This is a genomic window from Bradyrhizobium sp. SZCCHNR2028, assembly GCF_032380995.1.
Taxonomy (GTDB): domain Bacteria; phylum Pseudomonadota; class Alphaproteobacteria; order Rhizobiales; family Xanthobacteraceae; genus Bradyrhizobium.
Map to the genome: position 1 here is coordinate 77,055 of NZ_JAUHJF010000020.1, position 26,180 is coordinate 103,234.

The 26,180-nt window shown below is 67.5% G+C and carries 24 protein-coding genes and 1 riboswitch; of the genes, 11 read left to right on the forward strand and 13 right to left on the reverse strand.

The genetic code is table 11. The features are described 5' to 3' along the window. Positions 1-68: 68 nt before the first annotated feature. Entirely contained in the window at positions 69-740 is a 672-nt protein-coding gene (maiA, locus tag QX121_RS25850) for a maleylacetoacetate isomerase (RefSeq protein ID WP_315813362.1), read from the forward strand. A 110-nt stretch (positions 741-850) separates the two neighbouring features. Here maiA and QX121_RS25855 read toward each other — a convergent pair whose 3' ends face one another. From QX121_RS25855 to QX121_RS25875, 5 genes are all read right to left on the reverse strand, one after another. Then, entirely contained in the window at positions 851-2,020 is a 1,170-nt protein-coding gene (locus QX121_RS25855; RefSeq protein ID WP_315734048.1) for a TAXI family TRAP transporter solute-binding subunit, read from the reverse strand. A gap of 383 nt (positions 2,021-2,403) precedes the next feature. Continuing rightward, a complete protein-coding gene (locus tag QX121_RS25860; RefSeq protein WP_315813363.1) occupies positions 2,404-4,635 on the reverse strand; it encodes a tetratricopeptide repeat protein in 2,232 nt (743 codons plus the stop codon). Positions 4,636-4,993: 358 nt separating this feature from the next. Next, complete coding sequence (locus tag QX121_RS25865) at positions 4,994-5,287, reverse strand: DUF1330 domain-containing protein (protein WP_315813364.1); 294 nt, start codon at positions 5,285-5,287, stop codon at positions 4,994-4,996. A 192-nt stretch (positions 5,288-5,479) separates the two neighbouring features. Further along, the gene (locus QX121_RS25870; protein ID WP_315734040.1) at positions 5,480-5,692 is read right to left on the reverse strand and encodes a 4-oxalocrotonate tautomerase family protein; all 213 of its coding nucleotides are present in this window, start codon (positions 5,690-5,692) and stop codon (positions 5,480-5,482) included. Between the two features lie 55 nt (positions 5,693-5,747). Continuing rightward, positions 5,748-6,488 (reverse strand): SDR family oxidoreductase, encoded by a 741-nt coding sequence (locus QX121_RS25875; protein ID WP_315813365.1) that lies wholly within the window; start codon positions 6,486-6,488, stop codon positions 5,748-5,750. Positions 6,489-6,591: 103 nt separating this feature from the next. Here QX121_RS25875 and QX121_RS25880 point away from each other — a divergent pair, with 103 nt between their 5' ends. Then, positions 6,592-7,485: a LysR family transcriptional regulator gene (locus tag QX121_RS25880; RefSeq protein ID WP_315734036.1), complete on the forward strand. Its 894-nt coding sequence runs from the start codon at positions 6,592-6,594 to the stop codon at positions 7,483-7,485. A 30-nt stretch (positions 7,486-7,515) separates the two neighbouring features. Here the strand turns inward: QX121_RS25880 and QX121_RS25885 are convergent, their stop codons facing one another. The 6 genes from QX121_RS25885 to QX121_RS25910 all read right to left on the reverse strand — a co-directional run bounded on the left by QX121_RS25885 (position 7,516) and on the right by QX121_RS25910 (position 12,015). Next, complete coding sequence (locus QX121_RS25885) at positions 7,516-7,812, reverse strand: copper-binding protein (protein WP_315813366.1); 297 nt, start codon at positions 7,810-7,812, stop codon at positions 7,516-7,518. Between the two features lie 95 nt (positions 7,813-7,907). Then, positions 7,908-8,366 carry a cupredoxin family protein gene (locus tag QX121_RS25890; protein WP_315771825.1) on the reverse strand — a complete coding sequence of 153 codons (459 nt, stop codon included), beginning with the start codon at positions 8,364-8,366 and terminating at the stop codon, positions 7,908-7,910. 47 nt (positions 8,367-8,413) lie between these two features. Further along, positions 8,414-9,748, reverse strand: coding sequence for a copper oxidase (locus QX121_RS25895; protein WP_315813367.1), 1,335 nt, complete (start codon positions 9,746-9,748; stop codon positions 8,414-8,416). A 13-nt stretch (positions 9,749-9,761) separates the two neighbouring features. Then, positions 9,762-11,174 carry a TolC family protein gene (locus QX121_RS25900; protein ID WP_315813368.1) on the reverse strand — a complete coding sequence of 471 codons (1,413 nt, stop codon included), beginning with the start codon at positions 11,172-11,174 and terminating at the stop codon, positions 9,762-9,764. Positions 11,175-11,184: 10 nt separating this feature from the next. Further along, positions 11,185-11,475 carry a hypothetical protein gene (locus QX121_RS25905; protein ID WP_315796945.1) on the reverse strand — a complete coding sequence of 97 codons (291 nt, stop codon included), beginning with the start codon at positions 11,473-11,475 and terminating at the stop codon, positions 11,185-11,187. Between the two features lie 72 nt (positions 11,476-11,547). Continuing rightward, positions 11,548-12,015, reverse strand: a complete 468-nt coding sequence (locus QX121_RS25910; protein ID WP_315771830.1) for a hypothetical protein — start codon at positions 12,013-12,015, stop codon at positions 11,548-11,550. 171 nt (positions 12,016-12,186) lie between these two features. Here QX121_RS25910 and QX121_RS25915 point away from each other — a divergent pair, with 171 nt between their 5' ends. Both QX121_RS25915 and QX121_RS25920 read left to right on the forward strand, forming a co-directional pair. Next, the gene (locus QX121_RS25915; protein ID WP_315771832.1) at positions 12,187-13,425 is read left to right on the forward strand and encodes an MFS transporter; all 1,239 of its coding nucleotides are present in this window, start codon (positions 12,187-12,189) and stop codon (positions 13,423-13,425) included. Positions 13,426-13,731: 306 nt separating this feature from the next. After that, on the forward strand, positions 13,732-15,048 hold the full coding sequence (locus tag QX121_RS25920; protein WP_315813369.1) for a TAXI family TRAP transporter solute-binding subunit: 1,317 nt from the start codon (positions 13,732-13,734) through the stop codon (positions 15,046-15,048). A gap of 19 nt (positions 15,049-15,067) precedes the next feature. Here the strand turns inward: QX121_RS25920 and proC are convergent, their stop codons facing one another. Together proC and QX121_RS25930 are read right to left on the reverse strand one after the other, a co-directional pair. Further along, positions 15,068-15,895, reverse strand: a complete 828-nt coding sequence (gene proC, locus QX121_RS25925; protein ID WP_315813370.1) for a pyrroline-5-carboxylate reductase — start codon at positions 15,893-15,895, stop codon at positions 15,068-15,070. Positions 15,896-16,057: 162 nt separating this feature from the next. Continuing rightward, entirely contained in the window at positions 16,058-16,558 is a 501-nt protein-coding gene (locus QX121_RS25930) for a YbjN domain-containing protein (protein ID WP_315771836.1), read from the reverse strand. A gap of 393 nt (positions 16,559-16,951) precedes the next feature. Then, positions 16,952-17,148, forward strand: a riboswitch (FMN riboswitch). A 77-nt stretch (positions 17,149-17,225) separates the two neighbouring features. Between QX121_RS25930 and QX121_RS25935 the strand changes: the two genes are divergently transcribed. The 7 genes from QX121_RS25935 to QX121_RS25965 all read left to right on the forward strand — a co-directional run bounded on the left by QX121_RS25935 (position 17,226) and on the right by QX121_RS25965 (position 26,062). Beyond that, positions 17,226-17,831, forward strand: coding sequence for a 6,7-dimethyl-8-ribityllumazine synthase (locus QX121_RS25935; RefSeq protein WP_315734010.1), 606 nt, complete (start codon positions 17,226-17,228; stop codon positions 17,829-17,831). 482 nt (positions 17,832-18,313) lie between these two features. After that, entirely contained in the window at positions 18,314-19,522 is a 1,209-nt protein-coding gene (locus QX121_RS25940; RefSeq protein WP_315813371.1) for an MHYT domain-containing protein, read from the forward strand. A 328-nt stretch (positions 19,523-19,850) separates the two neighbouring features. After that, positions 19,851-20,714 carry a xanthine dehydrogenase family protein subunit M gene (locus tag QX121_RS25945; RefSeq protein ID WP_315813372.1) on the forward strand — a complete coding sequence of 288 codons (864 nt, stop codon included), beginning with the start codon at positions 19,851-19,853 and terminating at the stop codon, positions 20,712-20,714. 186 nt (positions 20,715-20,900) lie between these two features. Continuing rightward, positions 20,901-21,401 (forward strand): (2Fe-2S)-binding protein, encoded by a 501-nt coding sequence (locus QX121_RS25950; protein WP_315813373.1) that lies wholly within the window; start codon positions 20,901-20,903, stop codon positions 21,399-21,401. Continuing rightward, positions 21,398-23,821: an aerobic carbon-monoxide dehydrogenase large subunit gene (locus tag QX121_RS25955; protein WP_315813374.1), complete on the forward strand. Its 2,424-nt coding sequence runs from the start codon at positions 21,398-21,400 to the stop codon at positions 23,819-23,821. The genes QX121_RS25950 and QX121_RS25955 overlap by 4 nt, the downstream gene beginning before the upstream one ends. Before the next feature lie 169 nt (positions 23,822-23,990). Next, positions 23,991-24,860 (forward strand): MoxR family ATPase, encoded by an 870-nt coding sequence (locus QX121_RS25960; protein ID WP_315813375.1) that lies wholly within the window; start codon positions 23,991-23,993, stop codon positions 24,858-24,860. Then, positions 24,857-26,062 carry a VWA domain-containing protein gene (locus QX121_RS25965; protein WP_315813376.1) on the forward strand — a complete coding sequence of 402 codons (1,206 nt, stop codon included), beginning with the start codon at positions 24,857-24,859 and terminating at the stop codon, positions 26,060-26,062. Before QX121_RS25960 ends, QX121_RS25965 begins: the two co-directional genes overlap by 4 nt. Positions 26,063-26,180 lie beyond the last annotated feature (118 nt).

Consider the following 26,180-nt stretch of genomic DNA (forward strand, 5'->3'; position numbering starts at 1 on the left):
GCGGCGGGCGCCTTCATCGAAACGATATTGGTTGCTGAAATGCGATATTGAGGTGAAGGGGGACCCGCATGAAGCTCTATTCGTTCTGGCAGTCGCTTGCGAGCTTTCGCGTGCGCATCGCGCTCAACCTCAAGGGCATCGCCTATGAGCAGGTCGCGGTCGATGTCGACCGGCAGCAGCAGCGGGACGAGGCCTATGCCGCGCTCAATCCGCAGATGGCGCTGCCGGCGCTGGTGCTCGACGACGGCACCGTGCTGACGCAGTCGCTGGCGATCCTCGAATATCTCGACGAGGCCTGTTCCGGCGCGGCGCTGCTGCCTGGTGATGCCAAGGGGCGCGCGCGGGTGAGGGCGCTGGCGGCGATGATCGCCTGCGATGCGCATCCGCTGACGACGCCGCGGGTGCAGCGCTATCTCACTGAGGTGCTGCACGTGGACGACGCGGCACGCGCGGCCTGGCTCAGGCACTGGACGGCGGAGATGCTGGTCGCGATCGAGGCCCAGCTTGCAGGCCATGTCGCGACCGGCCGGTTCTGCCATGGCGATGCGCCGACGATGGCCGACATCTGCCTCGCCGGCCACGCCGTCTACGCGCGCAATAAAGGCCTCGACCTCGCCGCGACGCCGACGGTGCAGCGCGTCGTCGAGGCCGCGATGGCGCTGCCGGCCTTCGCGTCCGCCCATCCGCTGGCGCAGCCGGACACGCCGCCGGCGCTGCGCGCCAAGCCGGCTGCGCCGTAGCCTCATCTCTCTGTTGAGCATGATCTCCGCACAAACGCCTTCGGCGTTTGTCGCGAGGGAAAACCGGTTTCCACTTTTCCGGATCATGCTCTACGCCAGAACCATCGGCGCTACCGCGCCGGCTGGCCGCCGTCGCGCTTCATCCAGTCGCGGAACTGCTCGAACAGCACCCTTGTTTCGTCCTCGCTCATTCGCCGGCCGCCGGTCGGTGCCCTTGCGCTCATCCACTCGTCGAACTGCTGCTTGATGGCGGCGCCGTCGGCCTGCGGCGCGCGCGTGCTGGCCAAAAGCTCCTCCGCGGCGCGGAAGCGGGTCCAGCCGGGCAGCGAGGAGGAGAGGCTGATCTCGTTCCATTTGGGGTGGAACGGCGGCCGCTTGAACTGATCGAACCGCTTGAACAGATAGTCGACGAAGCGCGCGACGCGGCGGTAGCGCTCGGTCTCCGGCGGCCAGTTGTAGACCGCCAGCACCTGCGGCACGCCGATGGTCTCGACGCTCTCGCCGGGCTTGAGCAGATTGGGATAGTCCTGCGACGTCAGCTTGGTCGGCACGTAGTAGTCCTGCAGGCTGCGCGCGAACGGAATCGGCAGGAAGTGGAAGCCCGGCTCCGGCTTGAATTTGGCGAACAGATCGGTCGGCTTGCCGGTGACGTGGACGACGCCGGCGATCTCGCCGCTGCGCATCTTCTCCAGCGCCACCGAATTGTTGATGAACACCTTCTCCGCGCCGATCTTGAGCCGGTCGAACACGATGCCGCCGGTGAGGTTGGCGGCGCTGCCCACGGTGTTGAAGGAGACCTTCTTGCCGGCGAGATCCTCGAGCGTCCTGATCTCCGGGCGGACGTAGACATGCATCTCGTTGATGTAGAACGAGCAGATGTAGCGGATCCGGTTCTTGATGTTGGCGAGCGTGCCGTTGCGGACGAACTCATCGAGCACGTCGGCCGAGGTGATGGTGACGTCGACGCCGCGCAGATAGAGCAGGTCCTCGATGTTCCCGAGCGCGCCGTAGGTCACCATCGGCAGCACGCGCAGGTTCGGACGGTCGTCGAGCACCTTGGCCATCTCGGCCGCAAAACGGATGTTGGTGCCTTCGAGCAAGCCGCCGGCGACGCCGACCGTCCATTCGTTGGACTCCTGCAGCTTGCCGCCTTCGCCGGCCGCGGCGGCCGTTGCCGCCGCCGGCCTTCCGGTCCGCGCCGTCTGTGCCATGGCCGGCAGCAACGGTGCCACCAGACTCAATCCCGCCGCAACGACGCAACTCAACAACGCGACCCGCATGCCCCAAATTCCTCCGTTGCCGGCCACACGGCGATCGTGAGGCGCGGCCGATTTTCGCGCATTATCTCCTTGGTTGAGGAAAGAGGTCTACTACTCGCCGGTTGGGCGCAGCCGGGGCTGCTGCGAAGCGCATCCTCGCCACCAAAAAGCCATAGGCTTGATTGCGCCTTGGTCTGGACGGAGAAACGCCGCGATATCAGTCCGAGAGTCGTCGCCTCATCGCACGCGGCCACAATGGCTCGCTGGAAACCGGTGCAGCTTGCGGTTGCAGGGAGCGGTCGAAGCCGGACCGTCGTGAGCGCGGCTCGTGCGCTCGCGGGACGTTCTTGCGATCGGGCCTCTAGGCCTGCTGCGAGATGCTGACCTCGGCGATGCCGGCGCGATCAGGCGCCGGCCTTGCTTGCCTTGGCGCAATGGTCGCGCCAGAACTGCCGATAGCCGGCCTCCACGCAGCGCGTGTAGTTGGCGACGTCGCCGGCCGGCGAGCGCGCGACCATGCCGGGTAGCTCGGGCCGCAGCTTCGCCAGCAGCTCGGGCTGCGCGGCAAAGTTCTTGGCGATCCGGATATAGCCGTCATCATCGCCGGCGACCCAGTCGGCGAGGCCGGCCGCGGTCAGGATGCCGCCGGCGGCGCGCGAGGCCGCGCCGGCGCCGAGCTTGGCGACGACCGGCACGCCCATGTAGAGCGATTCGAACGTCGAGATGCCGCCGTTCTGCGGGAATGGATCGAGCGAGATGTCGATGCGCTCGTAGGATTTGAGATGCTCGACGCGCTCGCTGGCGCCGAGGCAGAGGATGCGCGCCTCGGGCACGCCCTGCGCAACGAAGCGGGCGAGCAGCCCGTCGCGCACCGCGGGATCGTTGAGCGCGAGATGCTTGACGACGAGCTTCGCGTCGGGGAGCTCGGTGAGCAGCCGCGCCCACAGCGCGATCGCCGCGTCGGAGATCTTGTCGATGCGGTTGTAGACGCCGAAGGTGACGTGGCCGTTGGTGAGCATCGGCAGCGGTGCCGGCGGAACGTCGAGCACCGGATCGATCGTGATCACCGAGGGCAGGTCGTGGACGTGCTCGGCGAACAGCGGCCGGACGCTCTCGGGCACCGTGACCGGATCGGCGAAGAAGTAGTCCATGGTGGCAAGGCCCGTGCCGGTGCCGCTGCCCCAGGCCGTGACCTGGATCGGCGCCGGCTTGCGCGCGAACACCGGCATGCGCGTGCCCGTGGTGTAGCCGGAGAGATCGACCAGGATGTCGACGCCGTCGGCCTGGATGCGGTCGGCCAGCTCGTCGTCGGACAGGCTCGAGGCCTCGACCCAGACGTCGGCGATCGACTGGAACGTCGCGGTGTAGGAATCGTGCCGCGGCGAGGTCGAGTAGCAGTTGACCTGGACCTGCGTCTTGTCGTGGCCGCGCAGCACCGGCAGGAAGGCGAAGGCCGCCGAATGCATGCGGAAGTCGGCCGAGACGTAGCCGACGACGATGCGCCGGTCGGGATCGAGCGAGCGCGGCGCAAGCTTGCGGCGCGGGAATCTCGAGCCGACCGCCATCCACCAATACTGCCGCGCCGCCTGCTGGACCGCGAAGTCGGCGCCGGGCAGGAAGTCGAGATAGAAGATCTTCTTGGTGATCGCCTCGTCGTAGTCCGGCTGCACCGCGAGCGCCTGGTCGAACTGGGCGATGGCGCCTGCGACGTCGCCGAGCCGGCCGCGGCAGGCGCCGAGCAGGGTGAGCGCGACCTGCGCCTTCGGATTGGTGTCGAGCACGCGCTTGCAGGCGGCCATCGCCTGCGCGACGTTGCCGTTGAGGATGCAGATCTGCGCCTTGCCCTGCCATCCCAATTGCAGATTGGGATCGAGCGTCACGGCGGCGTCGAAATCGGCTTCGGCGTCCGCCGTGCGTCCAGAGATCATGTAGAGCCGGCCGCGATGCGCCCGCAGCTCGGCATGAGACGGGCGTGCGGCCAGCGCCGCATTGAAGGTCGCTTCCGCCAGCTCGAAATGGTGCAGCTCGAGATGCGCGAGACCCTTGTTGACCGTGGCCTCGAAATGGTTCGGGTTGAAGGCCAGCGCGCGCTCGGCGCTGGCGGCAGCGGCGTCCCAGCGCCGCAGCATCAGCTCGGCGACGCTGCGATTGCACCAGGCATCGACGTCGTCGGGCTTGAGCTCGAGGGCCCGCGTCGCGGCCGCGAGCGAGGCTTCGCCCTGTCCGAGCCGCAGCAGCGCGATCGCGAGGTTGCGCAAGGTGATCGGCGCATTCGGGCGCAGCGCCAGCGATCGCTCCAGCGCGGCGCGCGCCTCCTCGTAGCGCTCGCAATTGACCAGCGCCCAGCCGAGATTGGACTGCGCGTCGGCGGAATTCGGCTCCATCGCCACGGCCTGCGCCAGGAAGGCGGTGGCCTCGGCGAAGCGTGCCGACGACACCAGCGACACGCCGAGCAGATGCATGGCATCGAAGCAGCCGGGGACCTCCTGCAGCAGCTTCGCACACAGCGCCTGCGTCTCCGCCTGGCGTCCGGCCTGGAAGGCCTTGAACGCCACCGCCAACTGCCCCTCGACGAGCTTCTTCTGCTTCTTTTCCTGTCGTGCCTTCTGGAAGGCGCGCGAACCGACGGTGCTCAAGGACTTGGGTCTCCGGACAGACAGGACGGCATGGCGTCGGACGCCGCAGCGATGCGCTGCGGCCGGCAACCGGGGCGCCGCCATGCCCGGCGGCAGCAAAGCCCAGGATGTCTGTGGTCGTCCGGTCGCCGGCCACGCGCAGCGCGACGCGGCAAAGCTTGCCCGCGTCGTGGTTAGCAAATGGTTAACGGGGTGACGGAGGGAGCTTGTTGTGTCCGCGAATGCCCCGGGGAATGACGGGGCAGCTCGCGCAGAGTGGATCAGCGCCGCGTGATCCGCCAACTGCGGATGTCACGCCGACGAATAGGGATCTTCCTTAGCTGGGCACCGTCGTCCGGCACGACATTGCAACGCGCGCTCACGCCGTGCAGCCGTCGACCAGCACCAGCCGGCTCGTCGTGGTCCGGTGACGGATCGCGAAGAGGTCCTGGATCTCGGGATCACCGAGGAAGTCGGTGGCGTTCTGGCGCGACGGGAATTCCAGGATCACCATCCGCTCCGGCATCCAGCCGCCTTCGACCGCCGTGGGCACCGCGCCCTGGACGATGTAGCGGCCGCCATGCCTCGCGATGAAGGCGGGGATCGCATCGATATAGGCCTTGAACGAGGCGTGGTCGTGAATGGCGAGATCGAGGACGAGATAGGCCTTCATGGCGGGCTCCGCGCGACGCGGTGGATCATACGATCGGAACATTGGCGCAGCCATAAGCTGCCGACAGATCGGTGCGCGTTCCGTCGACGTGCGCTTCCGATTCATTCGCGGGGGAGGGCGGATGATACTGCTGCTCATCCGCCCATGTCTGCCCGTTCGGCGACCGTTGCGCGAGCGGCCGCGGCCCGCGGCTCACGTCGTCGCGCGATAGGCTTGCGGGATCACGAACACCTCGTCGGCGCGGCCGTAGCCGCCGTCGGGCACCTCTTCGATCAGCACCATCGTGTGCGGTCGCGCGGCCTCGCTGAAATAGTCGACGAACATCGCGGTCACGCGATGCACGATCTCCTCCTTCTGCGCCTTGGTCAGCGCGGCCTGCGGCACCTTGATGTTGGCGAACGGCATGGGAACTCCTTTGGTGTTGGGCCGGCATCGGCCGGCGGGTGACAGCAGCGCGGCGTCAGATCACGCCGCCATTGACGCGCACAACCTGGCCGTTGACCCAGCCGGCCTCCGGGCTCGTCAGGAAGGCCACGACATCGGCAATCTCGCGCGGCTGTCCGAACCGGCCGAACGGGTTCGCTGCGGCCATCGCGCGCAGCTGCTCGTCGGTCTTGCCGTTGAGGAACATCTCGGTCTCGGTGGGGCCGGGCGCCACCGCGTTGACCGTGATGCTCCGCCGCGCCAGCTCCTTGGCGAGCACATGCGTCATGGCTTCCACCGCGGCCTTGGTGGCGGCGTAGGCGCCGTAGCGCGGCTGATACAGCCCGACCACGCTGGACGAGAAATTGACGATGCGGCCGCCGTCGCGGAGCCGCCGCGCCGCCTCGCGCAGGGTTCGGAACACGCCCGCGACATTCACCTCGAACTGGCGCGCGACATCTGCGTCGCTCAGCTCCGCGAAGGCGCCGAGCGCCATCGTGCCGGCATTATTGACCAGGATGTCGACGCCGCCGAAGGCCTGCTCGGCGGCATCAAACAGCGCCGCCGCGCTGGCGGGATCGGCAACGTCGGCCTGCACGGCGCGCGCGCGGCCGCCGGTCGCCTCGATCCGTTGCACCATGTGCGCCGCGGCCTGCTCAGCCCGGGCATAGTTGATGACGACCGCGACGCCATCAGCGGCGAGGCGTTCGGCGATGGCCGCGCCGATCCCGCGCGAGCCGCCGGTGATGATCGCGACCTGGGATGAAGAATTGGGCATGGTCAGTCTCCCTCTTTTCAATGCGAGCGGACATAGCTGATCGCCTCGTCCGTATAATCGGCCTTGGCTTGACATCAGATGTCGGCCTGGGCGAACAATCGCTATGGATCGCCTGGATGCCATGCGTCTGTTCATTCGCGTCGTCGAGCGCCGCAGCTTCACCGCCGCTGCCGCCGATCTCGGCCTGCCGCGCTCGACGGCGAGCGAGGTGCTGAAGGAGCTCGAGGCGCGGCTCGGCATCCGGCTGATCGAGCGCACCACGCGCCACGTCACCCCGACATTGGATGGCGAGGAGTACTACCGGCGCTGCGTCGGCATCCTCGCCGACATCGAGGAGGCCGAGACTGCACTGCGCGATTCGCGCCCGCGTGGCCTGCTGCGCATCGACGCGCACCCGCTGCTGACGCGGACGTTCGTGCTGCCGCATCTGCCCGCGTTTCTCGCCGCGCATCCGCAGCTCGATCTGCGCATCGGCCAGGGCGACCGCCTGGTCGATCTCGTGCGTGAGGGTGTCGATTGCGTGATCCGCTCCGGCGAGCCGGAGGCGAGCGGCATGATCCAGAGCCGACTCGGCACGATCGAGGAGATCACCGTCGCCAGCCCGGCCTATCTGCGCGAGCACGGAACGCCGGCTGGACCTGATGATCTCGACGGCCACCGCATGGTCGGCTTCATCTCGTCGCGTACCGGCGAGGTGCTGCCGCTCGAATTCACCTGCGGCGGCGCGCTGCGCCATCTGGTTCTGCCGAGCCGGGTCACGGTCAACAATTCCGACACGATGGTGGACCTCGCCCGGCTCGGCCTCGGCCTGGTGCAGGCGCCGCGCTATCGCTTCGCGCCGGATCTGGCGGATGGCAGCCTGGTCGAGATCCTCGCCGACACGCCGCCATCACCGACGCCGCTGCACGCGCTGTATCCGCAGAACCGGCAGATGACGCTGCGGCTGCGCGTGTTCCTCGACTGGATCACGGGGATATTCGCCCGGGCGAGGCTGTAGCGGTTGGGCAAAGCAGCCGGATGCCCGTTGCTACTTGCCCTTCTCGATCTTCGTCACCGTGTAGCCGGAGGCGTCCTCGACCGCCTCGAACTTCACCTTGTCGCCGGCCTTGAGGCCCTTCAGCAGCGCGGCGTCCTTGACGCGGTAGACCATCGTCATGGCCTCGCCCATGCCAAGGCTCTTGGCCGGGCCGTGGTGGAGGGTGATCTTGGCGTTGGCCTCATCGACCTTCTTGACGTCGCCGCTGATCGCCTCGGCGGCGAGGGCAGGGGTCGCGAGAGCGAGAACCAACGCGGCGGCGGTCGTGAGCTGAGAGAACGTCTTCATGATGTGTTTCCTTCTGCTGGTGAACTCATAGCGAGGCGTAGGGCGGATGACGCGGCGCTGACCCGCCCTACGCGTTGTCAAGACGGCTTCATCCGTCACTTCACGGCGACGTGGCCGGTCATGCCGAACTCGCGATGATCTGGGATCAGGCAGGAATATTCGAACGTGCCGGGCTTGGTGAAGCGCCACAGCAGCTCGGCGGTCTTGTTCGGCGCGAGCCGGGTGCCGTTCGGCTCGTCATGCTCCATATGCGGGTGCTTCTTCATGACCGCGGCGTGCTTCAGGTTCTCGGCCTTGGTGGCGAGCAGGAACTCGTGATCCTCCTTGCCGGTGTTGCGCAGCACGAAGCGGATCTGCTCGCCGCGCTTGACCTCGATGCGCGCCGGCGTGAACTCCATCTCGCTCAGGAGCACCTCGATGGTGCGTGACGGCTGTTTGGGATCACCCGGCTCGCCGGCGGAATAGCCGCGCGATCCGTGCTGCTCATGGCCACGGGCCGGTGCGACGATCAGAGCGGCCGCCGCCACTGCGCTGATCGCGAATGCAGTCTTCATGGAGATCTCCTGATGGTGGTCGTCGGTTGAGGCGGTGCTTGGTGAATTCAGCGCTGGGTGCGGACCTGCGTCGGTGGGCCGTCGCTTCGCCGCACCGGCTCCGGTGCGCTTGCGACCTCATAGGCCACGCTGCCCTGCGGGAACTGATAAGGGCCGGGATCGCGGTAGTCGTCGCGGGCGAGGCCCTCGCGCACCTTCACGGTCGTGAACATGCCGCCCATCTCGATCGGCCCGAACTGACCGCTGCCGGTCATCATCGGCAGGGTGTTGTCGGGCGCCGGCATCTCCATGCTGCCCATCGCCATGCCGGTGTTGCCCATCACCATGCCGTCGGGCGCGAGCTTGCCGACGGCGGCGGCCAGCTCCTTGCGCGACACGCCGACCAGGTTTCGCATGTCGTGGCCCATCGCATTCATCGTGTGATGCGACTTGTGGCAGTGGAACGCCCAGTCGCCGGGATTGTCGGCGGTGAAGTCGAGCACGCGCACCGCGCCGACCGGCACGTCGGTCGTGGTCTCCGGGAATTGCGCCGTTTCGGGAAGCCAGCCGCCATCGGTGCCGATCACCTTGAACTTGTGGCCGTGGAGGTGGATCGGATGGTTGGTCATGGTGAGATTGCCGATGCGGATGCGGACGCGATCGCCGAGCCGCACCGGCAGGGGATCGATGCCGGGAAACACCCGCGCGTTCCAGGTCCACATGTTGAAGTCGGTCATCTCGGTGACCTTCGGCAGGTAGCTGCCGGGCTCGATGCGATAGGTCGACATCACGAACACGAAGTCGCGGTCGACCGGCGGCGGCTGCGGCCCGCGCGGATGCACGACGATCATGCCCATCATGCCCATCGCCATCTGCACCATCTCGTCGGCATGCGGGTGATACATGAAGGTGCCGGCGTGCCTCATCTCGAACTCGTAGACGAAGGTCTTGCCCGGCTTGATGTGCGGCTGCGTCAGGCCGCCGACGCCGTCCATGCCGCAGGGCAGGATGACGCCGTGCCAGTGCACGGTGGTGTATTCCGGCAGCCTGTTGGTGACGAAGATCCTGACCTTGTCGCCCTCGACCGCCTCGATGGTCGGGCCCGGCGACTGGCCGTTATAGCCCCACAGATGCGTGGTCATGCCGGGCGCGAACTCGCGGGTGACCGGCTCGGCGACGAGATGGAATTCCTTCCAGTCGCCGTTCGTGCGGAACGGCAGCGACCAGCCGTTGAGCGTGACCACGGGCTGATAGTCCGGGCCGGCGCTGGGATGCAGCGGGGGCTGCATCACCGCCTTGTCCATCACCGGCGCTTCGGGAATGGCGGCGGCCTGCACCCGGCCGGAGACGGCGGAGGCGCCGGCCAGCGCCGCGGAGCCGAGCAGTGTGCGGCGTGAAAACATGCGTGCTCTCCTGTCAGTCGTTGCTTGGCGCGAGCGCGCTCGCGGTCTGCTGTGCGCTGTCCTCGCTGCTCGCGACTCCGCCATTGACCGCAGCCGACAGCTCGGCCTCGGCGAGGAAGAAGTCTCTGATGGCGTCGATCGCGGCGCGGCGTGACGCCAGGCGCTGCCGCGCCTCGAGCAGCAGCGCGAAGATGTCCACCTGCATGCTGGAATAGCGCAGCTGCATCTCCTCGCTGATGATCCGGCGCAGCGGCAGCACCTCGCGGGCGTAGTGGCCGGCGATGTCGAAGGCCGCGCGGTAGCTGCGATAGGCGTCGCGCGCCTCGGAGCGGACGGTGACGGCGCGCTCGGTGAGGCGGTTGAAGGCGATGTTGTAGGTCTCGGCGGCCCGCCGCACGCGGACCTCGCCGCCGTCGAAGATCGGGATCTGGAACTGCACGTCGTAACCGCGTTCGCGGATGACGCGGCCGTCGGGCTCGACGGTCTTGCGATCGAGGCCGGCGAGATCGAGCAGGGTGACGAAGCGCGTCGCCTCGCTGAGCTGCAGCGATGTGCCGAGCGCCGTGAGCTCGAGGCGGGCGATCTGCAGATCGATGCGATGGCCGACGGCATCGGCCTCGACGAACGGCTGGCTCAGCGGGCGGCGCGGCAGCGCCGGCAACCGATCTGGCAGGCGGAAATTCAGATCGTCGCCCCACAGGCCCATCAGCCGGATCAGCCGCTCGCGGGCGCTTCTGGCGGCACGGCGGGCGGTGGCGAGCTCGGCCGTGGTCTCGGCATAGAACACCTGCTCGCGCGCCTGGTCGAGCCGGTTGAGCGCGCCGGTCTCGCCGAGCTTCGAGGCGAGCTTCGCGGTCGCCTCCGCGGCCGATTGCGCCTCGACCAGCAGGGCCACCAGCTCGGTGGCGGCGACGACGCGCACATGCGCGCGGCGCACCTCCGCGGCGAGCCGCAGCGTCGCCAGCGCGGCCTTCAACTGGGCCTGGCGAAACCGCTCGCGCGCGATCTCCGAGCGCAGCGGCAAGGTGGCGAGCGCCAGGATGTCGCCGGCGACCTGGCGCTCGGCCTCCAGCGCGCCGTCGCCGCTGATGCGCATCAGGGAGAAGGTCGGGTTCGGCGGCAGGCTGGCCTCGACCATGTCCGCCTCGCTGAGCGCGAGCGCGTTGTAGGCCGCCTGCAGGCCCTTGTTGTTGAACAGCGCGATCTGCACGGCGGCATCGGCCGACAAGGGCCGGGCGAGCAGGCGGCGCGTCGCAGCGTGGACGCGTTCGGCGTCGTCATTGCCTCTCACGGAGGCGACCTCCTTGCCGGTGGTGTGGCCGGTGATGTCCGCGACGGCGCTCATGCCGCCGTCCGGCGAGAACGAGGCACAGCCTGCGAGCGCAAGTGCTGCGGCGAGCGCCGCGAGCCTGATGATCCCCTGCATGTGGCGCTCCTTAGCGGCTCGGCTCAGGGCGCGGTGCGCCGGGGTCGGTGCGCTGGCCCCAGGCGGCCGGCGCGGCCGGGCGCAGCGGCGTGTAGGGCCCGACGACCCCCGACATGCGCACGGGCGCAACGTTCGCCGCCGGATCGGCCGGATCAGCCTCGGCCAATGCGATCGTGCGCGGCTGGCAGGCGCCGAGGCTCGCCGCGGCAAGCAGCGTCAATGCGCAAGCGGCAACGGAGAATGGCAGGCTGCGCCGCGCCGGAGATGCGGCAGCGGGCGTCGCCATGTATTGCGACAACATGAGGTATCCTTGGTCTGTCGATGAATCGCGAGCAGCCGCGCGCGACACGCGCACGAAGCCGGCGTCGTTCGCTCAGACCAGGACGATGGGGGGCCGATACAGGCGCGGCGGCGTGCGACCGGGCAGGCCTTCGTCGCGCGGGGTCACGCTGGTGGCGGCGAACGAAGCGGGAAGGGTGACCGCCGGCAGCGCGGCAGCGAGGCCCACGGCGCACATCATGGCGCAACAGGGGCCCGGCATCTTGCTGTGATCGTGGTGCGACGGCGCGGGAGCTGGCGCCTGCATCCCAGCGTCTGCAACAGGATGATCATGATGATGGGCGTGCGCGGTCTCTACCTGCGGCATCGCCGCCAAGATCATCTCGTGATGAGCCGCGTCATGATGAGAGGCCGCAACGGCAACGACGGTCTCGTCGAGGCAGGGCGCCGCCCCATCGCCGAGCGCGAGCGCCACGCCCGGGCTGAGCACGCAGACGAGGTAAGCGAGGACGAGCAGCCGTCCCGCCACCATCAGCATCTTCCGTGTCAGTCCCAACGACATGCGCGCCCAAATCACTCCGATCCGCCGCGCAACCTAATGATAAAGCGCGGCGCCGCCAAGAGGGCCGGACCGTGATCGTGCAGATCCCTCCTGTTGCGCTGCTTCTGCATGCCCAATGCCGCAGCAATGTGGCTTGACCTGATGCGGTGCGGCAACGAGGTTGCGCATATCGTGCACGCACCGAAGCCAAGATTCGAGGAAGCGCCTCACTTCATTCCGGACTCGCGCCAGGCCTGGGCGCGGCTGGCGCTTGCGCTCGTCATCGGTTCCATCGGCGGCGCCGGGATGTGGACCGTCGTCGTCGTTCTGCCGGTCGTGCAGGCCGAGTTCGCCGCCAGCCGCGGCGCGGTGTCGCTGGCCTATACGCTGACGATGTTCGGCTTCGGCCTCGGCGGCGTCATCGTCGGCCGCATCACCGACCGCTTCGGCATCGTCACCGCGATGGCCCTCAGCATCACCTGCACCGCGGCCGCCTATCTGCTCGCCGGCGCGTCGGTGACGCTGTGGCAGTTTCAGGCGGTGTATTTCCTGATCGGGCTCGGCTCGTCCGTCACCTTCGCGCCGCTGATGGCGGAGGCATCGCACTGGTTCGTGCGCTATCGCGGCCTCGCCGTCACCATCGTCGCCTCGGGCAACTACGTCGCCGGCACGGTGTGGCCGCCGCTGGTGAATTGGGGCGTGCAGCAGATCGGCTGGCGCGCCAGCCATGTCGCGCTCGGTGTCTTCTGCGCGGTGACGATGAGCGCGCTGCTCCTGGTGCTGCGCGCGCGCATGGACGGTGCCGGCGCGCAGGACCATGCCGGCGCGGCGCCGCCGCAACTGGAGCTGCCGATCTCCACCAACGCGCTGACCGTGCTGCTCAGCATCGCCGCGATCGCCTGCTGCGTGGCGATGGCGATGCCGCAGGTGCACATCGTCGCCTATTGCGGCGACCTCGGCTATGGCGTCGCTGTCGGCGCGCAGATGCTGTCCTTGATGATGGCGCTCGGCATCGTCAGCCGGATCGGCTCCGGCTTTCTCGCCGACCGTGTCGGCGGCATGCGGACGTTGCTGATCGGCTCGCTGGCGCAGGGTTTTGCGCTTCTGTTCTATCTGTTCTTCGATGGCCTGACGTCGCTCTATTTGATCTCGGGCATGTTCGGCCTGTTCCAGGGCGGCATCGTGCCGAGCTATGCGATCATCGTGCGTGAGGCGATGCCGGCACGCGAGGCCGCCACCCGGGTCGGCATCATCATCTTCGCCTCGGTGTTCGGCATGTCGTTCGGCGGCTGGGTCTCGGGCGTCATCTTCGACGCCACGGGGTCCTATTCGGCGGCCTTCGCGAATGGCATCGCATGGAATGGCCTGAACCTCGGCATCGTCGTGACGCTGCTGATCCTGGCACGACGGCAACACCGGCTGGCGGCCTGAAACAAGAGGCGTTGCATCGGAGCCACAGCCGGAGTCCAATATCCGGTTTATATGCACGTCGTCATACAAAATCCCGGCGCCCGCCGCAAATTCATCGAATCACCTCACCCAACTGTGGAACTCGATCGGAGCCGATCGTGGCCATTTGGCTGCGTGCTCCGCATCGCGAGATTGGTTGTCGCGAGGTCTCAGCCGAGGCCGCGGTCGCCCGTCGCATGCCTGACGCAGGCAGGCCTCGAGGTGAATGCTCCGGACTGGTCGAGAACGCTGCGGCGGCATCGCGATGGTGCAGGAGGCCGTTGCGCTATGTCCATCGTCACGAAGGCAGCTTCGCAAGTCGTGCTTGCCGCGCTCGCAGCCGGACTCATGCTGAGTCAGGCATCGGCGCAGGCGTGGCCGCAGCTGCAACAACAACCGCCGCAGCCGCCGCGCCCGGCAGCGACCCGCTCCATCATCGTGCCTGTCGCCCCGGCCGCCCGGCCGAACGGCGCGCCCGTGATCCCCGCGCCGCCACGTCCCGCCGGCCTGCCGGCGTCGCTGTCGCCCGCGCCCGGCAGCGGGCCGGACGTATGGCGGCTGCCCAACCCGACCGACGTCAACGACGGCACCGTCACCATCATCACCGCGCCGGCCGGCGGCGCCACCTCCGTGTTCGGCTCGGACATGGCGCGCGTGCTCGATGATCAGACCAACGTCCGCGTGCTGCCGGTGCTCGGCAAGGGACCGGTGCGCAACGTCTCCGACATTCTGTTTCTGAAGAGCATCGACATGGGCGCGGTCGCAGCCGACGTGCCCGAATTCTACCGCCTGCAATACGGCATCCCCGACATCACCTCGCAGCTCCGCTACATCGCGCGGCTCTATCACAACGAGATCCATGTCATCGCGCGCTCCTCGATCCGCTCGATCTTCGACCTCAACGGCAAGCGCATCATCGCGCCGACCGATGTCGGCTTCTATTCCGCGCGCGTGATCTTCAACCGGCTCGGCCTGACGGCGTCGTTCGACTATGCGACCGATGATGCCAGATCGATCCAGAAGCTGATCGATGGCGACGCCGACGCCTACATCGTCTCCACCGGAAAGGTGTTCCAGCTCGCCCGCAGCATCAGGAACGACAACCGCGCGCTGCACCTGGTGACGATCCCCTACGACCGCCGGCTGCAGGACCTCTATCTGCCCACGACGTTGTCCTCGGAGGAATATCCGAACCTGCTCAACCCCGGCGAGACGATCGAGACGGTGGCGATCGGCATGCTGCTCGTCAGCTACAATTGGCCGGAGAATACCGAGCGCTATCGCAAGGTGGCGCGCTTCGTCGAGGCGTTCTTCGCCAACTACGACGAGTTCATGAAGCCGCCCCGGCATCCCAAATGGCGGGAGTCGAGCATCGTCACCGCGATTCCGAACTGGAAGCGCTTCAAGGCGGCGGACGAGTGGCTGCTGGCGCGCAACATGGTGCCGCGGCCGCAGGTCGCCGACGTGCGCCAGACCCAGTTCGAGAGCTTTGTGCGCCAGAGCGGGGGACAGCTGTCCAACGATCCGGCTGAGCGCAGCTCCCTGTTCCGCCAGTTCCTGCAATGGCGCCAGCAGCATGGCGGGCCGCCGACGCCGTCGCGCTGAGCTGTCAGCTCGCGGTTGTCTACTTCGCGAGCTCTTTCGAGCGCGCCGTGGCCGCGGCGACCGCCCTGGTCAGCAGCGGCTGGAAGCCGTCGGCTCCCATCAGCACCGACAGCGCGGCGGCGGTGGTGCCGCCCGGCGAGGTGACGTTCTGGCGCAGCGTGGCGGACGGCAGGTCCGATTGGCGCAGCAATTCGCCGGCGCCCGACACGGTGTGGCGCGCGAGCTTCGTCGCCAGCGCCTCGGGCAGGCCCGCGGCGACGCCGGCGCGGGCGAGTTCCTCGGCGAGCAGAAATACGTAGGCAGGACCCGAGCCGGACACCGCGGTCACCGCGTCCATCAGCGCCTCGTCGTCGACCCATTCCACCGCGCCGGTGGCGCGCAGCAGCGCGTCGGTCAGCGCCCGTTGCGCGGCGCTGACGTTGGCGGCGGGCACGGCCACGGTGATGCCGCGGCCGATCGCGGCGGGCGTGTTCGGCATCGCGCGCACGACCGCGCCGCCGATCGTTTGCTGCAGGCCGGCGATCGTCGTCCCCGCCATGATCGACAGCACCAGCGTCGCGTCGCCGACCCACGGCTTCAAGGCGGGGCCGGCGTCCGGGAACATCTGCGGCTTGACGGCGACGATGACGACCTCGGCCGGCGCAGCCGCCGTCGGATTGAGGCGGACGCCCCCGGCCACCAGCGCCGTGATCTCCGCGGATGGCATCGGCTCGATCACCACCACGCGCGCAGGATCGAGCCCGCCGGCCAGCCACCCGGTCAGCATCGCGCCGCCCATCTTGCCGGCGCCGGCCAGCACGATGGTGCCGGTGAGCTGATGAAGCAGGTTGTTGTCCGCTGATGTCACGACGCACTCCGCTGTCGTCCCTGCGAAAGCAGGGACCCATAACCACCGGCGGTTCTAGTGGAGCAGGGGCAGAGCGACAAGCGTCGCGCGCCAGACGGACATCACGCGGTATGGGTCCCTGCGTGCGCAGGGACGGCACCGCGTGTGAGGAGCGGCGGCGGCTTACGCCTCGCCGTCGGTATCGAACAGCGCGGCCGCCATGGCCTCCTGGGTCGACTTGCCGGCCCAGACCACGAACTGGAAGGCCGGGAAATAGCGCTCGCAGGCGTGGATGGCGCCGGCCAGCATGCTCTCGCATTGCAGTCCCGACGCGGTGATCCCGCCGGGCAGCACCAGGGCCTGGCGGTGCATCACCATGCCGGTGTGGGTCCAGATGTCGAAATGGCCGAGCCAGAGCTGCTCGTTGATCGCGGCGATCAGCCGCTGCACCTCGGCGCGGCGCGCTTCCGGAATCTTCATGTCGAAGGCGCAGGCCAGATGCAGGGCCTCGATCTCCGCCATCCAGGTGAAAGAGAGCTGATAGTCGGTCCATTGCCCCTTGGAGGCGATCGTGATCTCGTCCTCGCCGGAGCGCTCGAACATCCAGTTGTTGTCGGCCGCAATGGTCTCGACCACGCTCAGCGGGTGGTCGGTGGAATCGATAGTGCTTTCGAGCAGGGACATGCCGTCTCGACCTCGTCTTCTTGATCTCGTTGGTACATACGCGGCGACCCGGCCCACGCCCTCTCGGCGCTTCGAGACCCGGCTTGCAGTCCCGGAGGTACCCCGGGCGTGCGAGGACAAACTGATGTGATTTGCGGAATCTGCGCAACGGGGGGGCGAGTCCGTCCACAGCCAAACACCGCTTCGTCCACAACTCCTGTCCGGCCTGTGGAATCATGGCCGAATGAGAACAAAACGGAATCGGATTCGCCGCAACCGCCCCGTCCGAGCCGATTTGGCCGCGGCAACGGCCGTGAGCGGCTGCATGGCCGCCCGTCGCGGACCGCGGGCGTGAGGCCTTGCCGCAGCCGCCGACCGCCTGCATAGTTCATTCAGGCCGTCCATCCGGGCGGCCGATGTTCTCAGGGCGGGGCGAAATTCCCCACCGGCGGTAAGCGTTTCTCGGTCGAGCGCGCGAGCCCGCGAGCGCCTTCTCGGCAAGGCGCGGTCTGGAGAATTCCGTTCTCCGGAACGCGTCGCGCAGAGAAGGGTCAGCAGATTCGGTGCGACTCCGAAGCCGACGGTCACAGTCCGGATGAAAGAGAACGGGTCCCGGCACCCCGCGCAATCCAGCGTGGGGGCGTCGTTGTTCCGTGTGCCCTGATTCTGGTCTCTGACGAGGACAACCATGAATCAGATGTTGCAAGACGCGCCTACTGATACGCCCACCGACACCATCACCGCAGGAACGTCGCCGCCGGCGGATACGCCGGTCGCGTCACCGCCCGACGAGTCGCCACCGGCGCCGTCGCATCCGCGCTTCAGCAAGCCGCAGCGCGTCGCCTTCGTGCAATCGGCCTGGCATCGCGACGTCGTCGCCGAATGCCGTCTGGCCTTCCTCGACGAGATCGAGGCGCGCCACATCCCGCGCGATCGGGTCGACATCTTCGAGGTGCCAGGCTCGTTCGAGATCCCGCTGCATGCGCAGCTCCTGGCCAAGACGCGGCGCTACACCGCCATCGTCGCGGCCGGCCTAGTTGTCGACGGCGGCATCTACCGCCACGAGTTCGTCGCCGACACCGTCATCAAGGCGCTGATGGACGTGCAATTGCGCACCGAGGTGCCGATGTTCTCCGCGGTGCTGACGCCGCAGCAATTCCACGAGACGCAGGCGCATTTCGAGTTCTTCCGCAAGCATTTCGCGACCAAGGGCATCGAGGTGGCGACGGCCTGCGCCGAGACGCTGCTGAGCCTGGAGCGGTTGCGGGGGCAGGTGGCCGCGGGGATCATCTGAGGCGGTGATGTCGTGTGGCTGGCTTCAGGCTAGCCACACACCCGCTATCGAAACGCCGGGATCGAGATCTCACGGCAACGGCAGTGAACTCCCCTCCCCCTTGCGGGGAGGGGTTGGGGGTGGGGGTCTCCGGGCGCCGAACTTCGTCATGTGCATCTTCTGTTTTACCGAACAAGACGAATGCGATGGCGTGTGTCATCGCCGTCATCCTCTCGAATACGAGTGATCATCATCGAGAGCACGACTCGTGGACCCCCCACCCCCGACCCCTCCCCGCGAGGGGGAGGGGGGCTCACCGTCTCGCGGCTCGAGCTCGAATTCAGCCTCTTGCTCCGCGCCGATCAGTCATCGTGTCGTCCGCCCCACCCTCAGCGACACCACGTCCCCTCACGCTCCCCGCCTTGTGTTGTCAATTTCCTCGCCACCCCTGTAAAATCTCTCCTGGGAGGAGGCTTGCCCGTGGCGACGGGCGGCCGACAAGGATGATCGAAGGATACGATCCTTATCTCGTCGCGCTCTCGGTCGTGATCGCGAGCCTGGGTGGCTATACCGGTTTCAGTCTCACCGCGCGCATCCGCAGCGGTCCGGGAGAGAATGCGCGCGTGCTGCTGTCCGGCGCCGCCGGCATTCTGGCCGTAGGCATCTGGACCATGCACTTCGTGGGCATGATGGCGGCGCCACTGCCGGCCGATGCCGTCTATCTGGTGCTGCCGACCATCATCTCGTTCCTGATCTGCGCGCTCGTGATCGGCATCTCGCTGTTCTTCGTCAGCATCGGCGATCCCTCGCCCCGGCGCGTCGTCCCTTCCGCGCTGCTGCTCGGCGCCGGCATCGCCAGCATGCATTATGTCGGCATGCACGGCCTGTCCGGCTCATTCGGGCTGACGCATGATCCGATGCTGGTGGCGCTGTCGGTGGCGATTGCGATCGTCGCCGCCTATGGCGGCCTGCGCATCTTCCTGGCGCGGCAGGACGGGCTACGGCTCGCCATCAGCGCGGTTGCGTTCGGCATCGCCGTGTCCGGCATGCATTACACGGCGATGCTGGGAATGCATGTCGTGCCGATGGGTGAGGGACACCATCACGCCGCACCAGGACTTGCTGCGTCGCCGCAAGCGCTCGCGATCGTCGTCGCCGTGCTGTGCTTCGTCATCGTCGCCGGATTTTTGCTGTCGTTGGTGCCGGACCCGCGCCGTCAATCGCAGCCGATGCCGGCCGTTGCCGAGGCTGCGCCGCAATTGGCACCGGAGCCGGCCGCGACGGCGGCCGAGCCGGTCGTCGAGGTCGCCGTTCCGAGCCGGGCGACGGCGGCGCCGTTGGGGGGCATCGGCCAGCCGCCGCGCGCGACCGCGGCGCGATTGCCGCTGGAGGGCGCCAACGGCACCCATTTCATCGATGCCGCGGACGTGCGCAGCGTGCGCGCCGATGCGCACTACACGCGGATCCACGACGGCACCCGCGAGCGGATGTGCCCATGGTCGATCTCCGAGGCTGAGGCGCAGCTCGATCCCGGCCGCTTCATCCGCGTGCACCGCAGCCACATCGTCGCGATCGAGCATGTGATCTACGTCGGTCGGGAAGGCGAGGGCGCGATCATCGAGCTCGATGGCCCCTCGAAGCCGCGCGTGCCGGTGAGCCGCGCCAAGGTCGCCGAGGTCAAGGCGCGGCTCGGGCTGCGGCGGCCGGCCTGAGTTCAGCGTTCGTTTCGCTGTTGCAACAGAGCGCCGCCATTCTCCCCAACGCATGCAGCACCGCTCGCGCGTCTTGCCCGGCCGCTCACGCCGTCACTCGCGCGATTGGGTCGCCCTCGCTGACGCAATTCGTGCGCGACCAGCCGCATTTCGTGCGATTTCGCCGCTCTCCGTGCCGGCTTCGTTGCGCGGCCAGCGATCCCGATCGACGCTCCGCGCCAATCCGCGATGCGTCCGCGTTCGCACTTCGCTCTCGCAGCACGAACGCCCGCCGCAACAACGCGACGGCCTTGCCGATAAAGCAGGCCAGCACAGGAGAGGAAACGTCATGATTCCTGGCCCGTTCGACTATCACCTGCCGGCGAGCGTCAGCGATGCGATCAAGCTGCTCGCCGACCTCGGTGATGACGCGCGACCGCTCGCCGGCGGCCACAGCCTGCTGCCGATGATGAAGCTGCGACTGGCGACCCCGGCGCATCTGATCGATCTGCACGGCATCGCCGGGCTCAAGGGCATCCGCCGCGATGGCGACCGCATCGTCATCGGCGCGATGACCACGCAGGCCGAGCTGCTGGCGTCTGCCGACATCGGTGAGGCGCTGCCGATCCTGCACGAGACCGCGCTCTTGATCGCCGATCCGCAGGTGCGCTACCGCGGCACGCTCGGCGGCAATGTCGCCAATGGCGACCCCGGCAACGACATGCCGGCCTTGATGCTGGCGCTGGACGCCTCCTATCGGCTCGAAGGGCCGAACGGCGTTCGCGAGATCGCGGCGCGCGAGTTCTACCAGGGCGCTTATTTCACAGCGCTCGAGCCCGGCGAGATCCTGACTGGCATCAGCATCCCGCTTCCGGCTGCGAGGCACGGCTACGCCTACGAGAAGCTGAAGCGCAAGGTCGGCGACTATGCGACGGCGGCAGCCGCCGTGGTGCTGACGATGGCGGGCGGCAAGGTGGCGACGTGCGTGATCGCACTGACCAATCTGCACGAGACGCCGTTGCTGGCGACCGACGCGGCGACTGCAGTGATCGGCACCACGCTCGACGATGCCGCGCTGAAGGCGGCGGCGAGCGCCGCGCGCGCGATCATGCAGCCGGCCTCCGACGCGCGGGGACCTGCCGAGTACCGCACGCATGTCGGCGGCATCATGGTGATGCGCGCGCTGCAGCGCGCTGCGAGGCGGGCAACCTGAACGCACATCGCCACTCGGCGAACTCTCTCTTCTCCTCCCCCCTTGTGGGGGAGGGCCGGGGAAGCCCCAAGCGACACTGCCGCTGAGGACCCCCACCCCCGACCCCTCCCCGCAAGGGGGAGGGGAGCGCACTGACACTGCGGCTCAAGTGGTGCCCAAGCTTTGCGATTTCCCAGGGAGCAACGAATGCCCAAAACCCATATCACGATGAAGGTGAACGGCAGCGAGGTCGAGGGCCTCGCCGAGCCACGCACGCTGCTGGTTCATTTCCTGCGCGAGCAGGCGCAGCTCACCGGCACCCATATCGGCTGCGAGACCAGCCATTGCGGCGCCTGCACCATCGACATCGACGGCATGAGCGTGAAGAGCTGCACCATACTCGCGGTGCAGGCCAACGGCTCCGAGATCACCACGATCGAAGGCATGGCCAACGCCGACGGATCGCTGTCGGCGCTGCAGGAAGGCTTTCGCATGATGCACGGCCTGCAATGCGGCTTTTGCACGCCCGGCATGATCATCCGCGCGCATCGGCTGCTGAAGGAAAATCCGTCGCCGACGGAGACCGAGATCCGCGCCGGCATCTCCGGCAATATCTGCCGCTGCACCGGCTATCAGAACATCGTCAAGGCGATCCAATACGCCGCCGCCAAGATCAACGGCGTTGAATTCCAGGAGGCCGCGGAATGAACGACATGACTCCCACGCGGGAACAACGCGAAGCCGCGCTCGAAGGCATGGGCTGCCGGCGCAAGCGCGTCGAGGACATCCGCTTTACCCAGGGCAAGGGCAACTACGTCGACGACGTCAAGCTGCCGGGCATGCTGCACGGCGACTTCGTGCGCTCGCCGCATGCCCATGCGCGGGTGAAGGCGATCCACACCGAGGAGGCGCTGAAGGTGCCCGGCGTGCTCGCGGTCATCACTGCCGAGACCTTGAAGACCGTCAACCTCGCCTGGATGCCGACCCTCGCTGGCGACGTGCAGATGGTGCTCGCCGACGGCAAGGTTCTGTTCCAGAACCAGGAGGTCGCCTTTGTCGTGGCCACCGACCGCTACGCCGCCGATGACGGCGTCAACAAGGTCGTGGTCGAGTACGAGCCGCTGCCGGTGCTGGTCGATCCGTTCAAGGCGATGGATTCAGATGCGCCGGTGCTGCGCGAGGACCTCGTCGGCAAGACCTCGGGCGCGCACGGCCCGCGCAAGCACCACAACCACATCTTCGAGTGGAGCGTCGGCGACAAGGAGCTCACCGACGCCGCGTTCAAGAAGGCCGACGTCACGATCAAGGAGATGATCTCCTATCACCGCACCCATCCATCGCCGCTGGAGACCTGCCAGTGCGTCTGCTCGTTCGACAAGATCAAGGGCGAGCTGACGATCTGGGGTACCTTCCAGGCGCCGCATGTCATCCGAACCGTGGTGTCGCTGATCGCGAAACTGCCGGAACAGAAGATCCACGTCATCGCGCCGGATATCGGCGGCGGCTTCGGCAACAAGGTCGGCGCCTATCCTGGCTACATCTGCGCCGCGGTGGCCTCCATCGTCACCGGCAAGCCGGTCAAATGGGTCGAGGACCGCATCGAGAACCTGACCGCGACCGCGTTCGCGCGCGACTACCACATGACCACCGAGATCGCGGCGACCAAGGATGGCAAGGTCACCGGCCTGCGCGTCCACGTGCTGGCCGACCATGGCGGCTTCGATGCCTGCGCCGACCCGTCGAAATGGCCGGCCGGCTTCTTCAACATCGTCACCGGCTCCTATGACTTCCCGGTCGCGCATTGCGTCGTCGACGGCGTCTACACCAACAAGGCGCCGGGCGGCGTCGCCTATCGCTGCTCGTTCCGCGTCACCGAGGCGGCCTATTGCATCGAGCGCGCGATGGACATTCTGGCGCAGAAACTCGGCATGGATCCGGCCGAGCTGCGCCTGAAGAACTTCGTCAGGCCGGAGCAGTTTCCTTATCACTCGGCGCTCGGTTGGGAATATGACTCCGGCGACTACCACACCGCCATGCGCAAGATGATGGAGGCCGTGGACTACGCGGCCTTGCGCAAGGAGCAGGCGGACAAGCGCGCTGCCTTCCAGCGCGGCGAGACCCGCGAGATCATGGGCATCGGCGTGTCCTTCTTCACCGAGATCGTCGGTGCCGGACCGTCGAAGAACTGCGACATCCTGGGGATCGCGATGTTCGATTCCTGCGAGATCCGGCTGCATCCGACCGGCGCCGGCATTGCGCGGATGGGCACCAAGAGCCAGGGCCAGGGGCACGAGACCACCTGGGCCCAGATCATCGCCAGCGAGATCGGCATTCCCGCCGACAACATCATGGTCGAGGAGGGCAACACCGACACGGCGCCCTATGGTCTCGGCACCTACGGCTCGCGCTCGACGCCCGTCGCAGGGGCAGCCATCGCCATGGCCGCGCGCAAGATCAAGGCCAAGGCGCAGATGATCGCGGCCTACAAGCTCGAGGTCCACGAGGACGATCTCGAATGGGACATCGACGGCTTCCGCGTCAAGGGCCTGCCGGAGAAGGTGATGTCGATGAAGGACATTTGCTGGGCGGCCTACAACTCCGTGCCGCCGGGCATGGAGCCGGGGTTGGAGGCGGTGAGCTACTACGATCCACCCAACATGACCTATCCGTTCGGCGCCTATCTCTGCGTAATGGACATCGACGTCGACACCGGCGTGTACAAGGTCCGGCGCTTCTATGCGCTCGATGATTGCGGCACCCGCATCAATCCGATGATCATCGAGGGCCAGATTCATGGCGGCCTCACCGAAGCCTTCGCGATCGCGATGGGCCAGGAGATCCGCTACGATTCCGAGGGCAATGTCGTGACCGGCTCGTTCATGGACTTCTTCATGCCGACCGCGGTCGAGACGCCGCATTGGGAGACCGACTTCACGGTCACGCCCTCGCCGCATCACCCGATCGGCGCCAAGGGCGTCGGCGAAAGCCCCAATGTCGGCGGCGTGCCGGCGTTCTCCAACGCGGTCAATGACGCGTTCTCGTTCTTAGGCTCGACGCACATCCAGATGCCGCATGACTATTGGCGCAACTGGCAGGCGGCGAAGAACCTGGGTGTATTGGGGTCGTAATATTGAAGGCGTTGGCGTTCGCCGCGCGCGCGCGTTCCCTCCCCCCTTGTGGGGGAGGGCTAGGGAGGGGGGTACCCCACGGGCAGTGTGCGTGGAGACCCCCACCCCCAACCCCTCCCCACAAGGGGGAGGGGAGTTCACCTCCGATGACGCAGCAGTCGAACTTGACATGAAGACCCGCGACCACATCGCCCAATCCCTCGCCGCCTGCGGCTACATCGCCGATGGCGAGTTGGCGACGGCGCTCTCACTGATGCACCTCCTCAAGCGGCCGTTGCTGCTGGAAGGCGAGGCCGGGGTCGGCAAGACCGAGGTCGCCAAGGCGCTCGCCTGCGTGCACGGCACCGAGCTGATCCGGCTGCAATGCTATGAGGGTCTTGACCAGAGCTCCGCGCTGTACGAGTGGAACTACCAGCGCCAGCTGCTTGCGATCGAGGCGCATCGCGGCCAGCCGGATACCATCGAGGACCAGATCTTCTCCGAGAAGTATCTGCTGGAGCGGCCACTGCTTGCGGCGATCCGCCGCGCCACGCCGCCGGTGCTGCTGATCGACGAGATCGACCGCGCCGACGACGAATTCGAGGCGTTCCTGCTGGAGCTCCTGTCGGACTTCCAGATATCGATTCCCGAGCTCGGCACCATCAAAGCCATCAGCATCCCGCACGTGGTGCTGACCTCGAACGGCACCCGCGAGCTGTCGGACGCGCTGCGCCGGCGGTGTCTGTATCACTACGTCGACTATCCCGATGTCGATCGCGAGGCCCGCATCATCCTGGCGCGGATCGATGGCGCGTCGGCGTCGCTTGCGCTGCAGATCGCGCGCCTGGTCGAGGGCCTGCGAAAAGAAGAGCTGCGCAAGGTGCCGGGTGTGGCCGAGACGCTGGACTGGGCAGCCGCGCTGGTCGGGCTCGATGTGCGCGACCTCGAGGACCAGCCGGAGGTGGTGCATGACACCTTGATGTGCCTGCTCAAGACGCATGAGGACCGCTCCCGCATCACCCGCGAGGTCGCCGCGCGATTGTTGGGGAGGGTCGCATGAGCTGCTGTGGCGCCACGCCTGATCATGAGGACATGGACGCGGTGGCGCGGCTGGTCGCGGGACGCCTCAGCGCATTTCTCAAGACGCTGCGCGACAACGGCTTTGCGGTCGGCCTGTCGGAGGGGCAGGATGCGGCGGCCGTGATGACCGCAGGCTATGCCGACAGGCCCAGCCTGTTGCGCTCCGCCTTCAAGCACCTGTTTTCGGCGCGCAAGAGCGAGTGGGATCGCTTCGACGGCCTGTTCGACGCGTTCTGGCTCGGCAAGCGCGTGCGCTCGCGCGTTCTGACGGCAGGGTCGCCGCAATCGGCGAACAGCCCGTCCCTGAAGAGTCTGCAGGATGCGAATGCTGCTCGGCAGGGGCATCACGGCCCGACCGATCAGATTCCCTCTGACGAAACCCCACGCGAGGCGGCCGGCGAGGGCGTCCGCGAAGGTGCCTCGCGCGTGGAGTCCATCAGCGATACCGACTTCCGCAAGCTCGCAGATCCCGACCAGGTCGCGCTGGCGCATGAGGCGGCGGCGCGGCTCGCCCAGGCCATGCAGACGCGCCTGACCCGCCGCGATCAGCTCCGGCGCAAGGGCGAGCGGCTCGACCTGCGCCGCACCATCCACCGCAACATCAGCCATGGCGGCGTGCCGATCGCGCTGGTGCATCGCCGCCGCAAGCCCAAGCCGCTCCGGCTGGTGGTGCTGCTCGACGCCTCCGGCTCGATGAGCCCCTATACGTCGGTGTTTGTTCGCTTCATCCACGGCGTGCTCGACGCCTTCCGCGAGGCCGAAGCGTTCCTGTTTCACACCCGGCTGGCTCACGTCTCAGATGCGATGAAGGAGAGGGATGCCGCGCGGGCGCTGGATCGGCTGTCGATGATGGCGCAGGGCGCCGGCGGCGGCACCAGGATCGGCGAAAGCCTAGCGACCTTCAACCGCTGGCACGCGCCGCGCGTCATCCATTCGCGCACCTGCGTGATGATCGTCTCCGACGGCTACGACACCGGTGATCCAGCCTTGCTCGGCCGCGAGATGGCGCAACTGCGACGCCGTTGCCGCCGTATCGTCTGGCTCAATCCGATGCTCGGCTGGCACGGCTACGCGCCGGAAGCCCGCGGCATCAAGGCGGCGCTGCCGCATGTCGATCTCTACGCGCCCGCGCATACGCTGGGCTCGCTCGCGGCGCTCGAGCCTTATTTGGCGAGGTTGTGAGATGACGAGGGTGAGCCGCTCTGAAGTGTTGTTGACGCAGACTGCCTCGGCATCGGCGGTCGGCTCCCTCCCCCCTTGTGGGGGAGGGCTGGGGAGGGGGGCACCCCGAGTTCGGTGC

Bases quoted from the DNA above. Each gene is read 5' to 3' on its own strand.
- maiA (WP_315813362.1), top strand. From the start codon at position 69: ATGAAGCTCTATTCGTTCTGGCAGTCGCTTGCGAGCTTTCGCGTGCGC.
- QX121_RS25930 (WP_315771836.1), bottom strand. From the start codon at position 16,558: ATGTCCCTGCTCGAAAGCACTATCGATTCCACCGACCACCCGCTGAGC.
- QX121_RS25955 (WP_315813374.1), top strand. From the start codon at position 21,398: ATGAACGACATGACTCCCACGCGGGAACAACGCGAAGCCGCGCTCGAA.
- QX121_RS25960 (WP_315813375.1), top strand. From the start codon at position 23,991: ATGAAGACCCGCGACCACATCGCCCAATCCCTCGCCGCCTGCGGCTAC.
- QX121_RS25910 (WP_315771830.1), bottom strand. From the start codon at position 12,015: ATGTCGTTGGGACTGACACGGAAGATGCTGATGGTGGCGGGACGGCTG.
- QX121_RS25920 (WP_315813369.1), top strand. From the start codon at position 13,732: ATGTCCATCGTCACGAAGGCAGCTTCGCAAGTCGTGCTTGCCGCGCTC.
- QX121_RS25880 (WP_315734036.1), top strand. From the start codon at position 6,592: ATGGATCGCCTGGATGCCATGCGTCTGTTCATTCGCGTCGTCGAGCGC.
- QX121_RS25890 (WP_315771825.1), bottom strand. From the start codon at position 8,366: ATGAAGACTGCATTCGCGATCAGCGCAGTGGCGGCGGCCGCTCTGATC.
- QX121_RS25895 (WP_315813367.1), bottom strand. From the start codon at position 9,748: ATGTTTTCACGCCGCACACTGCTCGGCTCCGCGGCGCTGGCCGGCGCC.
- QX121_RS25855 (WP_315734048.1), bottom strand. From the start codon at position 2,020: ATGCGGGTCGCGTTGTTGAGTTGCGTCGTTGCGGCGGGATTGAGTCTG.
- QX121_RS25865 (WP_315813364.1), bottom strand. From the start codon at position 5,287: ATGAAGGCCTATCTCGTCCTCGATCTCGCCATTCACGACCACGCCTCG.
- QX121_RS25900 (WP_315813368.1), bottom strand. From the start codon at position 11,174: ATGCAGGGGATCATCAGGCTCGCGGCGCTCGCCGCAGCACTTGCGCTC.
- QX121_RS25965 (WP_315813376.1), top strand. From the start codon at position 24,857: ATGAGCTGCTGTGGCGCCACGCCTGATCATGAGGACATGGACGCGGTG.
- QX121_RS25950 (WP_315813373.1), top strand. From the start codon at position 20,901: ATGCCCAAAACCCATATCACGATGAAGGTGAACGGCAGCGAGGTCGAG.
- QX121_RS25885 (WP_315813366.1), bottom strand. From the start codon at position 7,812: ATGAAGACGTTCTCTCAGCTCACGACCGCCGCCGCGTTGGTTCTCGCT.
- QX121_RS25905 (WP_315796945.1), bottom strand. From the start codon at position 11,475: ATGTTGTCGCAATACATGGCGACGCCCGCTGCCGCATCTCCGGCGCGG.
- QX121_RS25935 (WP_315734010.1), top strand. From the start codon at position 17,226: ATGAATCAGATGTTGCAAGACGCGCCTACTGATACGCCCACCGACACC.
- QX121_RS25870 (WP_315734040.1), bottom strand. From the start codon at position 5,692: ATGCCGTTCGCCAACATCAAGGTGCCGCAGGCCGCGCTGACCAAGGCG.
- QX121_RS25945 (WP_315813372.1), top strand. From the start codon at position 19,851: ATGATTCCTGGCCCGTTCGACTATCACCTGCCGGCGAGCGTCAGCGAT.
- QX121_RS25940 (WP_315813371.1), top strand. From the start codon at position 18,314: ATGATCGAAGGATACGATCCTTATCTCGTCGCGCTCTCGGTCGTGATC.
- QX121_RS25875 (WP_315813365.1), bottom strand. From the start codon at position 6,488: ATGCCCAATTCTTCATCCCAGGTCGCGATCATCACCGGCGGCTCGCGC.